Origin of the sequence: Bacillus sp. IT-79MI2 (assembly GCF_949768135.1) — a bacterium.
GTDB classification, from domain to species: Bacteria; Bacillota; Bacilli; order Bacillales; family Bacillaceae_G; genus Bacillus_A; species Bacillus_A pseudomycoides.
The window spans coordinates 69,854-84,152 of sequence record NZ_CATKPV010000050.1 but is presented as its reverse complement, the minus strand read 5'-3'; the positions used below and the strand labels follow the sequence as shown (position 1 = coordinate 84,152).

Sequence of the window (14,299 nt, the reverse complement as noted above, 5' to 3'; positions counted from 1 at the left end):
TGTACATGCCCCATGCCCATTAACTTAAGAACGAAAACAAAATAAATTTTCGTTCAAATGAACTAAAAAACTCTTAAGATACTTTTTGTCCTTAAAAATGATGCAGCTTTCTTTTGTCTTCTCAATCCATCATACGCATAGACAACACCCATAATATCAAAGACTGTTTTCTTCTCATATCGATGAGATTTCCGACCATTTTTCTGTACTAGGTGGAATAGGGGGATTAGAATCTTTGTTATTTCTTGGGTGTTTTTCTGTATAGCGGCCAAGCTGAAAAATACAGAATATCTTATAAAATTCGGAATTTTATAAGATACTAACGAAAGAGTTTTGTAACACTTCCGCAAGAAAAATGAAAGGTATTTAAACTAAGATGAACTTATAAATATTGATTTTATATTTTTAAATCAACATACGACAGTCTTTATATATTTATTTTTCACAGTGTTACATGTAAGCAATCTAGGCTAAATCTTACTAAGAGAGGACAATAAAAATGAAGAAAAAATTTAATACAATTGGAATTGGAAAGAAAGTCATTCCTACCGCAGCGGCATTAGGTATTCTTTTTTCAGTAGCTCCTATTGCAGAAAACAAGGCTAGCGCAGGGATAGGTACCGTACTCGATGTGACGATTACTTCATTAGGTATAGTGAAAGACATTTATGAAGGACTTGGAATATCTACAGGGGATCCCGACTTAACTGATTACACTGGTCCCTATGCAGAGAATGTATCTTACAGAGCTCCTAATTTTAAATCTGGGGAATTCAATATCTCTATGCATCATACGAAAAATGATTCGAATTTTACTAAGCAGATTAAAGTACTTTATCCAGATGGAAAAAGTGAAATTCATAAATTAAAATCAGGACAGCAGCTTAAGCTTACAGAAGCGGGTACCATTGTAGATCTAAATCCTGATGCAGAATCTGTTTCAGAACACAATCTTCTTTATATTACACAAGCGCAATTAAATGAAGGAAAAACGGGAGTTGCGCTTAACCAAGTTAATACTATATATGTAGAAAAAACATCTGGTCAAAATGTAATTCTTCGTGACGAATTTTATAAGAAAAAATTTGGAGAACGTTCTCTTGACGGATTTAAAGGTTTATTTACTGACCTATTCTCTTATTTAACAGAAGAAGAAAAGAAGATAGCAACATTGACTTCACATCCAGTAGGCAGAGAAGTTCTTTCTAATTATGTTACGAATAACCCTGAAGCTCGTGCGGATTTTAATAACCGGTCAACTAATATATTGGCGGAATCTACAAAAATCCTAGAGACACCTATTACACTACCATTTAGTATACTAAATGACGGTAAACCTTATCAAATTATCCCCTATAAAAAAGGGACGAATAAAGTATTGGTAAAAACAGGTTCAAAATATCTTTCAGGGAAAGAAGGAAATGCACTTCAATATTCTGATTCGATTGGTGATGATGAAGTGTTTGAACTTGTTCAGACCGGTAATTCTCATGATAATAAATTCCAATTCTATTTAAAAAACAAGAATGGAGTAAGTTTGGCTGGTAATTCTTATGTTCAACAATTTGGTACTGATTGGAGTTTCAAATCCGAAATTCGTTTCACTGCAAAAACTAACAATGAAATTCATAACTGGTTAAGGGAATGGTACCCTGGGAAAGAAAATGAGAAACAGAATTATGACGGAATAGAGTTCAGAAGTAATGATAAAGGTGATAGCTCTATATGGACTGCATATGATTCTACTGGAAAATTGATTAAAAATAGTTGGGTAAACCAAGGTACGCAAAATCCTGGTTGGTATTATGCAGATGCTTCAGGAGTTCTCTTGAAGGGTTGGCAGAAAATTGAGGGGAATACGTATTATTTTAATCCGGAGTCTAACATGATGGCTTCAGGAATAAATTCACAAATTGAGGGTAAGTACTATCACTTTAATGATTCTGGTGCTTTGCAACGATCAGCATGGAGAGATAATTACTATTCTGATGCTTCTGGAGCGTTGGTTAAAGAAGGTTTGCGGGAAATCGATGGTAAAATTTACGATTTCCAAAATTACCAACCTACTAAAAATAAACTGCGTCTAGAAGATCAAAGTGTCATTCTTCACTTTTCCGATAAAGGCATGCTTGAGAGAGCTTCTGATCTGAATGGAAACGCACTAACTACTCCTACAACTGTTATTTTGAACGAGAAACAACTAGCCTTTGAGAAAAACGGTGCTATTAGAAAATTAGGAGTGACTGAAAAGAGAGCTTTCCCTCAACCGGATGGAAGCGAGAAGGATGCAATCCACTATTATAGCTTAGAAGAAGGAGCTACTTATTCTGGTTGGAAAACGATTGATGGAAAGAAATATCATTTCAAAGATGGCGCACACTATACTTTTGATGGACATGAAACCATTGATGGAAAAAGATATTATTTTAATCATGACGGAGAAGCTAAGCTAACAGGATTTGATAAAGTTGATGGTAAGATATACCATTATGACGATAAAGGCGTAATGCAAACGGGCTGGCAAGAAATCGATGGTAAATGGTATTACTTCGATGAATCTGGAGCAGCTAAGATAGGATGGTTCTCAGTTGGTGGTGGGTATCATTTCCCTTATTACGGATACTTTACGTATTATGCTAAACAGGATGGTTCAATTTATACAGATACGAAGATTGAAATTAACGGAAAAACCTATACATTTGACAGTCATGGCCACAAAGGTTATTAATCATCAAAAAAAATCTATTTTTTATAAATATGACTCGCTAAATGAGATCCCCACAGCCTCCAGATGCTTTCAGCATCTGGAGGATTTTTATTAACTTGATGGCGATGTTTCCGTACCCAAAATTGGGTGATAATTATTACAGGTGTATCAGATTTCTTGTAGCTTTTAAACTAAAGGCCTTACCCAAAGTTGAGAAAAATCCACATATCCAAAATATTTCATCCTAATATTCGTTAGATCTGATGAAAAAGGAATCTGACATTTATCATAATATAGGGGAATCATAATAGAGGATTCTATCAGTTCTTTTTCAAGGTTTTTATTTAATGAGGGCCACTTTTCAAAATGTGTACGTTTGTATCTATCAAGGTGTTTTTTTATTGTTTCATTTGTTTTTACAATCTTAGCCAACGGTGAATATCTAGCTGTTAGAAAATAATAAAATGATATCTCTTGATTCATCTCGAATACCTCACCATGAATAAAGAGATCAACTTGCTCATTAAGTTTTTCATCTCTCAGATAGCTTTCAAAAGGAACCCATTTGACTAGAAAAGGTATATTTTCTTTTTCTAAGACATTCATTAACCACTTTGTCAGTTTTTCTGTATACTGAGTAGCTTTTATAATAAGTGGTTCTTTAAATGTGGGGCGTGATTTTTGTCGCATATCGATTTGATGATCTATTTCCTTCAAGCAACTCGTAGGGTTGGGGATCTTATTAAAGTCATATTCATGGATATGATTGATATTCTTAGTAATAATATAATGTAAGTAGTTACGAACATCGATTCGTTGAATAGATGAATTACGCCAGGCATTCATAATTATAACGCCAAAGCCAGAATTTCTTTCTACTTGAAAGGTGGAAGTGTTCTCGTTGCGCTTGGAAGATTGATAAATAGTATCAAATTCTAGAGGAACCTGAATGAATTCTACTGTATCTAGCAATGGCCTTTCCTGAAAATAATCATTAAATGCTATCAAGGATGTCTTTTCCTGGTTATTCTCTCCTATATAAAAACCACCAGTTCCTACAATTAGACCGTTATTTTCTTTATAAATGCTTGTATTTATCATACATAACATTTGTAAACAATAGCTACAACCATCCGGATAATGTATGTCAATAATTAATGGTGATACAATATCTATTTTCTCTATTGGTGCCCATAAGTCTTTATAGTATTTATGACTCCGTAGTTTTGAGAGACATAGTTTCACGTCAGTCGCTGTTAAGATGGATCCATCATGAAATTTTATGGACTTTTTTAAGTATAGTCTAAGCTTAGATTGAGTTAAATCCCAACTATGAGCTATTTCAGGAAATATGTTCCCCTTTTCATCCATATAAACAAGTCGATTGAACACGTTTGCGACAATGTGTGCACTATGTACATCGGCAGCCTCTAGTGGATGTGTTGTTAAAAAGGGCTTTCTTCTAGGAATAATTAATTTATCATCCGAATTATGTATATAGCCAAATTTTGAGTGAAACTTAGTCATCAAACGTAGTTTACCGTTTGGAGACCAATTATATAGTAAATATTTACTGCTTTTTTCAACAGGTTGTTGATCCATAATCTCCATCACTTGTGACTCATAGATTTGTTCTATATTTTTAAGCCATTGAAGAGAGGAAGTGTGTCCTCTTCCTTTTCCAGAATTGAAAATTAGCCAACCTTCATCCATCCATTTATGTAAGTAACGTACTGTTTGCTTTGTACTTAAACTTAAAAAGTCTGCTAGGTCTTTTATTTTTATGTGTCCTGAAGAAAATGATTGCCATAGATCCAATAAATTTTTATCCATTTTCCTATCTCCTTCTATAAGTAGACATATTTTTCTAGATATGTCCATTTTCAGTTTAATAAGTCTAGTTTAATATAACATTAGATAAAAGGAGGAGATACTATGAATTGGAAAGACTTTGAGCAAAATATAAAAGTACGCTTAATTACATCATTTTTTAATCGTGCTGTTACATCAGCAGTAATGCCTTTCATGGCATTGTTTTTTGCTCAAGAAATAAATAAAGTATGGGCCGGGTTATTTTTAATCTCGACTGTTATTTTAAGTTTTTTTTCAAGTTTAATTGGAGGTTACATTTCAGATCGTTTTCAACGGAAGAAAGTTTTATTGTTAACTTCTTCTTCTAGTGCTGTAATGTTTTTATTAATGACCTTAAGTTTATATCCTACAGATAAGTTGATTTGGTTATTTGCAATTGCTTATGTAGGTTTTGTAATATCTAGTAGTCTTGGTCGTCCATCCATGCACGCTATAATAATAGATTCAACTACACCAGAAAATCGAAAGGCTGTTTATACAATTGACTATTGGCTTATGAATCTTTCGATGGCAATTGGTGCTGCATTAGGTGGTTTTTTATACATGAATCACCAAAAAGAGTTATTTATATTACTAACCTTGGTTTCTGCTACACTACCAATTACCTATAAATTGTGGTTAGTTGCTGAATTTAATAATTTCTTAGAACAAAAACATGAAAGTATAGTATTGGATCTAATCCAAAACTATAAAATTGCTATTCAAGATGTAGCATTTTTAAAAGTTGTAATAGGATCTACATGCATATTTGCGGCAGAGTTCTCTTTAAATAGCTATATAGGTATACGACTTTCAGAAACATTTAATACAATAAACGTTGGGAACTTTGAAATAGTAGGAGTAAGGATGCTGAGTATTCTTAACATACAAAATATGCTTTTAGTGGTATGTTTGACGTTTATTGTGAATAAATTTACAGATCGTTTAAGTGGAAAGAAGGCGTTACTCTTAGGTCTGGTTCTCTATGGTGTAGGATATGTAACAGTAACATCTGCAAACACTTGGTACGTACTTATTATTTTTAATTTTATTGCTACTGTTGGTGAACTTGTCTACTCGCCTGTCAGAAATGCAGAACAAGCTAATATGATCCCGGCTGATAAAAGAGGATCTTATTCAGCTTTTGCAGGTCTATCAGATATTGGTGCTGACCTGATTGCAAGAATTACCATTATCGTTGGTGCTTTCTTGATTCCTACGATAATGTCCGTTTACATTGGAATCATTGTGATAATTGGCACATTCCTCTTATACACTGGATTGTTTATTAAAAAAGATATTCAGTCTAAAGAAATATTGAAGAAAATGTCATCATAATATAATACTTTAATAGTTATAATGGAAACAATGATAAAGTGAAACTTTAATCAGTGGGGGTCTTACTGCCCGTTAATGCGGGATAAAAGTGAGGTACGGGAAATGAGTAAAATTATTTTTAATGAAATACAAATGAACAACTAGAGAAGAATGAAAATGTCGTGAAGGTATAGGAACGTTCTATTACCTATGGTTCTGATTTTAAAATAAAAGCTGTGAAAGAAAACCGAGGAAACTGTCTAGATAATGCCTCAATGAAATCCTTTTTTGGTCATATGAAAGATGAATTAGACTATAAGTGTTGTCAAACGTTTCAATCTCTTCAACTAGTAATCGAGAATTATATACAAGATTATAATTATGATCGTTATCAATGGACTCTCAAAAAGATGGTTCCGGTACAATACCGGAACCATCTTTTAAGTGCTTAATTTTTAAAGGTCTTTTTATTAAACTGTCCATTTTATAGGGTACAGTTCATATATTGGTTCTCCTCTTTTTTATGAAATCTTATCTTCTATAAATAGGCAATGTATGTTTCCCTTGAATTAAGTTCCACTCATCCGAACTTCTTAGAAGTTTAATATTTAACAATGCTTTGTCATCTAAGATTTCAATATCAATTTGCCCTTTTTTACCAAATTGATCAAAAATTAAAGTTGCTTTATTATTTTTGAATGTTACAGTACCGTCTATATATGCTATATCTTCAGCGTTATCGGAATAAGAAGATACACCGACAACTGCTTCGTTTTCAGAAATAGGACTAATCTTCATCATTGTGAAAGCTGGGCCGATATACGGTGGTTTCGTCGGTAGTTCTTGTTCTGACCATGTTCCTTGAACGTTGTATAGAATAGAAGTTGGTTTTGCATCAGGATTCCATGCACCGTCTTTATCGAGATAGTACCATTGTAATCGATCGTCGACAAACCATCCAGTTTTCATTGCACCGCTTTTATCAAGGAAGTACCATTTGTTTTGGTCGAGTACCCAACCCGTTTGCATAATACCCTTTGCATTTAAAAAGTACCATTTGTTTTGATCAAGAACCCATCCAGTGTGCATAGCGCCATCTTTATTTAAGTAGTACCATTCATATGGTGAGCTTTGATGCCATCCAGTTTTCATGACACCATTTTTTCCAAGAAAATACGATTTCCCACTGTCGGAAACCCATCCATACTGCATAGCACCGTTTTTATTGAAGAAGTACCACTTTTCATCTTGGTTTAGCCATCCAGTGTGCATAGCGCCATCTTTATTTAAAAAATACCAATGTGGTCCTTCTTGATACCATCCAGTTTTCATGACACCATTTTTTTCAAGGAAATACCAATTGTTATTTGTGTTTACCCATCCTGTTTCCATTTTTCCATTTATGTAGTAATACCATGCATGTTGTTTTTGTACCCAACCCGTTATTGGAGTAGACTGTTTATTTGTTTCTGCATAAACATGAGGTTGTATTCCGCTAAACAATATACCTGCAACAAATAACATACTAACGATTTGTTTTTTCATAATAATCTGCTCCTTTTTTAGAAAAATGCCTTTCTCTACTACTAATATATCTGAATAATAAAACAAATTCAATACTTTTATTACGAATGTGTTACAAAGATGTTACGAAAGTATCAGAATCATTTCTTTCTGTAAGGGTCTTATTCCTTATTATCTGTTAATAAGGAATAAAATCACTATTATCATTAGTATGCAAAGGAGTTTTAAAATCCTTCTTGCTAGCTGTTTCTTTTCCATTCTATTATAGAAGGAAGAAATTCGTAAAAATTAGCAATGTGGTTTTGATTCTCTAGCATTTTTCATAGGATGCTAGAAAATTTTTTTGTTAGATATTTTAAAAATGTAAGTGTATATTCTGTAAAGAAAAAGAGGAGAAATGTAATGAAGCGAATGATTGCATCAATATGTGTAGCAGGAAGCTTATTAATAGCACCTATACAAAGTTTTGCAGGAGTAAATACAGGTGGAAATCAGCAAATTATCGTAAAAGATGGCTGGGTGTTTGAACAAAACAATTGGTATTACTATGTGAATAATGTGCCGGCAAGCGGATGGAAAAAGATTCAAGGAACGTGGTATTACTTTGAGAGTAATGGCGTAATGAAAACAGATTGGTATTTTGATGGAACGAATTGGTTTTATATGAATAGCAATGGTGGAATGGAGACAGGATGGAAAAAGGTTCAGGGAACATGGTATTACTTTGAGAGTAATGGCGTAATGAAAACAGATTGGTATTTTGACGGAATGAATTGGTTTTATATGAATAGCAATGGTGGAATGGAGATTGGTTGGAATAAAATAGGCGGGGCATTGTATTACTTTGAGAATAGCGGTGTATGGGTTGCAAGCAATGATGCTGACTATTTATATACAATAGGAGAAAATCAACAGCTTATTCTTGTGACGGCAAATGATTATGGAACTAGTAAGGCAGAAATTCAAACATTCGAGAAGCGAAATAATAAATGGTATCCAGTGTATGCTGCTATGCAAGGATATATTGGACGTAATGGATTTGCTTATACAATGGCAGAAGGAGGAAAAAGTTCTCCGCGCGGTAAATATACAATTGGAACAGCTTTTGGTCGCTACGGTAATCCAGGAACAAAACTACCATATCGACAAATTACATCAAATGATGTTTGGGTGGATGATTCTAATTCATCTTTATATAACACGTGGCAGCAAAAACCAGCAAATGGCCGTTGGAGCAGTGCCGAAAATATGAATATTCCTCAATATGATTATGGGTTTGTGATTAACTATAATACAGAACGAATAGCTGGAGCTGGCTCGGCGATTTTCTTCCATATTTCAGATATGTATACATACGGTTGCACAGCAATATCTCGGGAAAATGTTCTTTCTGTTTTAAGATGGTTAAATCCTGCTAAAAGTCCTGTGATTGTACAAACACCGGAGAGTGAACTGAAATATTATTAAACGAAAGAAAGAGTCCGTCAGTGGGGGACTTACTGCCCACGAATAGCGGGGATTAAAGAGTGATATAAAAAAGAAGGTGGTACGATGATATGATCCCCTTATTGTAGACAGTAAAAAGAAAGCACATTAATCTGTTTACTATGGAGGGGATTTTTCTATGGGCAAAATTAGTGTTTATTTAGGAAAAAGAATTTTTATTAAAATAAAGTTTTAGACCAGAAAGTTAATTTGAAATTTTGATAATGAAATGTTATGTAGGCTTCATGTATATACGGGATCTAATAGTTTTATGTATCTTAAGTTGGTGTTATATTCAAGCAAAAAACGAGTAGGGAGACAGAACTATGGATAAGCAAGTTGTTATTGAGGAGCATACACCAGAATGGGCACTACAATTTAAAGAAGAACAAAGGATTCTAAACAATATAAAGGTGTTTTCACATATGGAAAACACCTTTTCAAGCTAATTGAAACTACCAGCTAGCCACCTCAACATCCGCTTTTAACCATTTTTCCCAAAGTGGATCTTCTATTTTAAGTAAGCTTAATGAAGTGCCTTGCATGTCTAAGGAGGTTAGATGGGTTCCGACTTTGACAAATCGAATATCTAATCCTTCAAGCTCACACAAACGGCGAATATCATTTGCGAAGATATACTGTTCCATTAATGGAGTAGCACCTAATCCATTAATCAAGATGGCAAACTTATCACCTTTTTTCCAGCGGTAAATACTTTTGAGCTTATTCATAAGCTCGATTGCCAATTTTTCAGAAGAAGATAATACTTCTTTTCGGTATCCTTTCTCTCCATGGATGCCGACTCCGTAAAAGACTTCATTGTCTTGTAAGGTAAAAGAAGCCTTTCCTTGGATAGGGTCGGTTGCTGGAGAGAGCGCAACTCCTAATGTATGCAGATTCCGAATAACAGAATGGCCGATGCCTGTTAATTGTTGTAATGAATAGCCTTCAAGAGCTGCTGCTCCGAGTATTTTATGAACGAAAACCGTACCAGCTACTCCTCGTCTTCTTTTATTAAAGGAAGCATCATCTTCAATGGAAACATCGTCATTCACAATTACATGATCAACAAGTCTTCCTTCTTCTTTTGCTAAAGATTCAGCAGTTAAAAAGCTTTCCACGTCAGCTTGAAAGTTTTTAATGATTAATAGGACGCCCTTGTCTTTGGGTACTAAGCGAATAGCCGCTAATAATTGTTCTGGTGTAGGAGGGGTGAAAATTTCTCCATTGACTGCCGCTGAAAGCATGCCTTTTCCGACATAACCAACATCAGCTGGTTCATGCCCGCTACCGCCGCCACTTATAATGGAAACATCTTGCCCAATTTCGGCAAGGTCTTTCTGATAAATGATGTTGTGTTCTCGGTTATAAGATATTCTATCGTTATGTTCAAAATAAAAACCATGCAACATATCTTGAACAATATTTTGAACATCATTCATAATTTTTTTCATTGTTTTTCCACCTTATGATTTGTCTGCTGATTGCTTTAGTAAAAGGACTAATTGGTTGTTTATCATATTTTTCATCATCGAAGACATGATAGACGGATCAATAGCGCAATGATTCTCAATCCAATCTTTTATTGTCCCAACAAATCCGTGACTATAAAAAGAGGCCAGTGTATCTTTTTTCACCGCAGAAATTGCTAATTTACAGCCAATTAATAGTTCATCGATGATTTTGAGATATAAGTTTTTCGTATGTTCAAAGAGATAATAATTAAATGAATTTTGCTCGATTACTTTAAATGCATTTCGGTAGAAGCATTGGTTTTGGTAAAAGTAATCAAATAATAGGTCGAAAATATTTTCCCATTTTTCATAATCAAGAAAGTCTATAATATTCTCTTTTGTTTCTTCTTTATAAATCCAACTTAACAATTCAAATTTATCTTTAAAGTGATAATAAAAAGTTTGCCTGCGCATCTGACAATTTAACATAATGTCACTCACGGATATTTTATGGAAAGGTTCAGTTTCCATTAATTTTTTTAATGAGTTGGCTATGATTTTTTTTGAAATGATAGAAGAGGTCATTATAATCATCCCTACAGCTTTATTCGTTTTTAATAATTAACATCCTACCTATAAATGAAGTGGGTGTCTTTAGACAAATCGTTCATTTTGTCCGTTTACCATAAAACGCTTTCATTTTACTATAGTTAATAAGAATGCGCTTTCGAATATATCATAATTCAGAAGAGAATGTACCGTGGCAGGAATTTCCTATGAATTAATAAAATTATGGAAGTGTGGATACGAATTGGTTTGCGAAGCATGTAACAAAACTTATAGAGGAGGAATAACAAATGAAAAAAATTGTAAATAAACCTGAAACTCTCGTTATGGAGATGTGCAATGGGATGGTTATGGCTCATCCGGAACTCGAGTTATTAAAAAAGTATAAGGTCATTAAGAAAAAAGAAATGAACGAAAATAAGGTAACTTTAATCAGCGGTGGCGGTAGTGGACATGAACCGGCACATGCGGGGTTAGTAGGAAAAGGAATGCTGGATGCTGCGGTATGCGGAGACGTATTTGCTTCTCCGACGCAAATACAGGTATATCAGGCAATTAAGGCAACAGCTAGTAAAAAAGGTACGCTACTAATTATTAAGAATTACAGTGGAGATATCATGAACTTTAAAAATGGTGCTCACTTAGCTACGGAGGATGGCATTCAAGTAGAATATGTCCGCGTAGATGATGATATTGCGGTAGAGGATAGTCTTTATACAGTAGGGCGCCGCGGTGTTGCAGGAGTTGTGTTGGTACATAAAATAGCCGGTGCAGCAGCGGAAGAAGGTATGGATTTGATGCAGGTGAAAGCTGTAGCGGAAAAAGCAGCGGCAAATGTTCGAACAATTGGTCTCGCATTAACTTCCTGCACGGTTCCGGCGAGTGGATCACCTACTTTCAAATTAGGTGAAGATGAAATGGAATATGGCGTTGGCATTCATGGAGAGCCAGGCAGAAAACGTGAAAAAATTGCGACTGCAGACGAATTGGCTTTACGCATGACAAATGACCTTGTGAAAGATTTAGAACTAGATGAAGATGCTGAAATTGCTGTTCTAGTAAATGGATTTGGCGGTACACCGCTTCAAGAACTGTATCTGTTTAACAATGCAGTTACGAGAGAGTTAAGTAAAAGAAATATACGAATCAATAGAACGTTTGTCGGTAATTATATGACGAGTATCGATATGGCTGGAATTTCTCTAACAGTGATGAAACTAGACGATGAGCTGAAGACATTGCTATCGAAAGAATGTAATACACCTGCGTTTAAAGTAGATGGACCAATTGAGAGTGTAGAATACGTTGATATTGCGGAGCACGAAGAAGAGAAGCCTGTTTTCTTTGAGACGGAAACAGCGGAAGAACATGCGATCATTAAAAATGAGGTAATCACATTAAATAATATGATTTATCTTATAGATAAAATGAGCGAAGTTATTATTAAGAACGAAGTGCCATTCTGCGAATTGGATACGCATGCAGGTGATGGTGATTTTGGAATGAGCGTTGCGAAAGGATTTAAACAATTAAAGCGTGAATGGAGCTCGATTTTAGATCAAGAACGTTTAAATATAGGGACTTTCCTTGATTCGTGCTCTATGGTGATTATGGAACATTGCGGAGGAGCTTCTGGTCCAATTTGGGGTGGAGCTTTCCGAGCTGCAGGTAAGGCGATGGAAGGGAAAATGGAATTAACAGTTGGAGAGTTTGCTGAAATGTTGCAAGCTGCACTTCATGGTATACAGTCTATCGGTGAGCGCTCTTTCGGAAGAGGAGCAGAAGTAGGCGATAAGACGCTTGTAGATGCGCTTGTACCTTGTGTCAATTCTTGGTCAGAAAGTGCTGCAGCTGGCGTGGACTTTAAGACTGCTTTTGAAAAAGGAGCAGAGGCTGCCGTTAAGGGAGCAGAATATACAAAAGAAATCGTCGCTCGAATGGGCCGCGCTGGTACGGTTGGTGAAAGAAGCTTAGGTTATCCTGATGCTGGTGCCTTTGCATTAGGGATTATATTTACGGAGCTTTCTCGCAGCCTAAAATAATGGCAGTTTGGTGTTTCTGGATACTGGAAACTCTCAATTGTGTAGGTGAATAGAAGGAAAATAAGAAAGAGGAAAAGTCCGATAAAAAAGGTACCTTATGAAGCAGTAGGTACTGAAAAAGTGTTTGCTTTGAAAAAATAACACGCATTTTATCAATATGTTGAAAAAAAGGAGCTCATCACCTGTATATAGTAGGTGATGGACTCCTTTTTTTTATGAAGTGGACTTTTTCAGTGGCCTCATGAAGCAGCAGGTACCTTTTTTGTTTTTATATTGTCTCATTCAAACTAAACGTTTTGTAATTTCTTCTCCAACAGAACCCGTTAGAAATATATACATGAATAACTACATATAAACTCCGTATCCCTCTAGATAAACTACTGAATATCTCCATACAGACTCCAGATAGCGTATATAGAATAAAAGCTATCAAGGAGGTTAGAAAAAATGAATTTTATAAAGTGAAACTTTAATCAGTGGGGGTTTTCTTCATCCCCCACTGATTATTAGTTGAACGAATCGGGCTTTTACGGGCAGTTGATCCCCCACCTAACTTCTTTGCTTTCGCTGAATTTTGAGGTGGGGGTCTTACTGCCCGTTAATGCGGGATAAAACGAGCAATTCTCAGTATGAAAAAACGAAAAGAAACATCATTCATTTTGGTGGTAATCTTTTTGATTGTTACAAATTTAGTGCTGGCAGGATTCACAATCCAGCATGCATCTCAAAAAGCAACTGATGCTGCAAGAAAAAAATTAGGGGCTGATGTTGAATTATCTCCTGATTTTATGGGCCTAATGAATAGTGGAAAAGAGGATGAATTTACTCCTCTTACAGAAAAATTAGCCAAATCAAAGTATGTTAAAAATTATAATTATCTTTTGGCATCTGGTGGAACTGCTGATGGATTCCAGTATATCGAACCATCTGGATCCGCAGAAGATAATCCTATGTCTAGTATGTTACAAGGAAACGGTAATCTATCTCTACAAGGTGTAAGAGAAAGTGGTTTGTTTGAATCGTTTAAAAATGGGAAAAGCAAAATGGTAGAAGGAGCGAGTAACAATGAATTCAGAAGGAAAAACATTATCAACAGATAACGGGTACTCCTAGTTCATTTGGGGTTCAAACATAGCAAAACTTCCTCTTGCTAGGTCATCGGGATTTCAAACTCTCCGGCATGATTCTCGTACAATAAAAGGCATTGAAACCATTCATGCCCTATACAAACAAAGGCGAAGTCTTCAAATAGACTCCGCCTTTTCGGTGTATAACGAATTACAGGAATTGTTGCATAACCATTTAACGATGCAACCCTAGATTCTCTATGTTTTGGGTAACTTTGCAACAGA

The 14,299-nt window shown here is 35.1% G+C and carries 10 protein-coding genes and 3 pseudogenes; 7 read left to right on the top strand and 6 right to left on the bottom strand.

The genetic code is table 11. The features are described 5' to 3' along the window. Nucleotides 1–62: 62 nt before the first annotated feature. A pseudogene (locus ACM6HU_RS06665) lies at nt 63–269 on the bottom strand (hypothetical protein); the annotation flags it as partial. Between the two features lie 230 nt (nt 270–499). On the opposite strand from ACM6HU_RS06665, the gene ACM6HU_RS06660 reads away from it, so the two are divergent. Continuing rightward, nucleotides 500–2,728 carry an N-acetylmuramoyl-L-alanine amidase family protein gene (locus ACM6HU_RS06660; RefSeq protein WP_016113600.1) on the top strand — a complete coding sequence of 743 codons (2,229 nt, stop codon included), beginning with the start codon at nt 500–502 and terminating at the stop codon, nt 2,726–2,728. A 165-nt stretch (nt 2,729–2,893) separates the two neighbouring features. On the opposite strand, the gene ACM6HU_RS06655 is transcribed toward ACM6HU_RS06660, so the two are convergent. Next, entirely contained in the window at nt 2,894–4,540 is a 1,647-nt protein-coding gene (locus tag ACM6HU_RS06655) for an ABC transporter substrate-binding protein (RefSeq protein ID WP_016113601.1), read from the bottom strand. Nucleotides 4,541–4,642: 102 nt separating this feature from the next. On the opposite strand from ACM6HU_RS06655, the gene ACM6HU_RS06650 reads away from it, so the two are divergent. Then, the gene (locus ACM6HU_RS06650; RefSeq protein ID WP_088094081.1) at nt 4,643–5,896 is read left to right on the top strand and encodes an MDR family MFS transporter; all 1,254 of its coding nucleotides are present in this window, start codon (nt 4,643–4,645) and stop codon (nt 5,894–5,896) included. A 227-nt stretch (nt 5,897–6,123) separates the two neighbouring features. Continuing rightward, nucleotides 6,124–6,327, top strand: a pseudogene (locus tag ACM6HU_RS06645) (IS3 family transposase); the annotation flags it as partial. 79 nt (nt 6,328–6,406) lie between these two features. Here the strand turns inward: ACM6HU_RS06645 and ACM6HU_RS06640 are convergent. Further along, nucleotides 6,407–7,420: an N-acetylmuramoyl-L-alanine amidase family protein gene (locus tag ACM6HU_RS06640; protein WP_016113603.1), complete on the bottom strand. Its 1,014-nt coding sequence runs from the start codon at nt 7,418–7,420 to the stop codon at nt 6,407–6,409. A 381-nt stretch (nt 7,421–7,801) separates the two neighbouring features. Between ACM6HU_RS06640 and ACM6HU_RS06635 the strand changes: the two genes are divergently transcribed. Both ACM6HU_RS06635 and ACM6HU_RS06630 read left to right on the top strand, forming a co-directional pair. After that, a complete protein-coding gene (locus tag ACM6HU_RS06635; RefSeq protein WP_088094083.1) occupies nt 7,802–8,866 on the top strand; it encodes a cell wall-binding protein in 1,065 nt (354 codons plus the stop codon). Between the two features lie 344 nt (nt 8,867–9,210). Continuing rightward, on the top strand, nt 9,211–9,333 hold the full coding sequence (locus ACM6HU_RS06630; RefSeq protein WP_003205188.1) for a hypothetical protein: 123 nt from the start codon (nt 9,211–9,213) through the stop codon (nt 9,331–9,333). 6 nt (nt 9,334–9,339) lie between these two features. Here the strand turns inward: ACM6HU_RS06630 and dhaQ are convergent, their stop codons facing one another. Both dhaQ and dhaS read right to left on the bottom strand, forming a co-directional pair. Next, entirely contained in the window at nt 9,340–10,338 is a 999-nt protein-coding gene (gene dhaQ / locus ACM6HU_RS06625) for a DhaKLM operon coactivator DhaQ (protein ID WP_088094084.1), read from the bottom strand. A 12-nt stretch (nt 10,339–10,350) separates the two neighbouring features. Next, nucleotides 10,351–10,923, bottom strand: coding sequence for a dihydroxyacetone kinase transcriptional activator DhaS (gene dhaS / locus ACM6HU_RS06620; protein ID WP_088094085.1), 573 nt, complete (start codon nt 10,921–10,923; stop codon nt 10,351–10,353). 272 nt (nt 10,924–11,195) lie between these two features. Between dhaS and dhaK the strand changes: the two genes are divergently transcribed. Next, entirely contained in the window at nt 11,196–12,947 is a 1,752-nt protein-coding gene (gene dhaK, locus ACM6HU_RS06615) for a dihydroxyacetone kinase subunit DhaK (protein ID WP_088094086.1), read from the top strand. A 629-nt stretch (nt 12,948–13,576) separates the two neighbouring features. After that, a pseudogene (locus ACM6HU_RS06610) lies at nt 13,577–13,745 on the top strand (ABC transporter permease); the annotation flags it as partial. A 352-nt stretch (nt 13,746–14,097) separates the two neighbouring features. On the opposite strand, the gene ACM6HU_RS06605 reads toward ACM6HU_RS06610, so the two are convergent. Further along, complete coding sequence (locus ACM6HU_RS06605; protein ID WP_414848082.1) at nt 14,098–14,295, bottom strand: hypothetical protein; 198 nt, start codon at nt 14,293–14,295, stop codon at nt 14,098–14,100. Between the last annotated feature and the right edge of the window lie 4 nt (nt 14,296–14,299).

Coding starts and splice junctions, on each gene's coding strand:
- dhaQ (WP_088094084.1), bottom strand. CDS start 10,338: ATGAAAAAAATTATGAATGATGTTCAAAATATTGTTCAAGATATGTTG.
- ACM6HU_RS06660 (WP_016113600.1), top strand. CDS start 500: ATGAAGAAAAAATTTAATACAATTGGAATTGGAAAGAAAGTCATTCCT.
- dhaS (WP_088094085.1), bottom strand. CDS start 10,923: ATGACCTCTTCTATCATTTCAAAAAAAATCATAGCCAACTCATTAAAA.
- ACM6HU_RS06635 (WP_088094083.1), top strand. CDS start 7,802: ATGAAGCGAATGATTGCATCAATATGTGTAGCAGGAAGCTTATTAATA.
- dhaK (WP_088094086.1), top strand. CDS start 11,196: ATGAAAAAAATTGTAAATAAACCTGAAACTCTCGTTATGGAGATGTGC.
- ACM6HU_RS06630 (WP_003205188.1), top strand. CDS start 9,211: ATGGATAAGCAAGTTGTTATTGAGGAGCATACACCAGAATGGGCACTA.
- ACM6HU_RS06640 (WP_016113603.1), bottom strand. CDS start 7,420: ATGAAAAAACAAATCGTTAGTATGTTATTTGTTGCAGGTATATTGTTT.
- ACM6HU_RS06650 (WP_088094081.1), top strand. CDS start 4,643: ATGAATTGGAAAGACTTTGAGCAAAATATAAAAGTACGCTTAATTACA.
- ACM6HU_RS06655 (WP_016113601.1), bottom strand. CDS start 4,540: ATGGATAAAAATTTATTGGATCTATGGCAATCATTTTCTTCAGGACAC.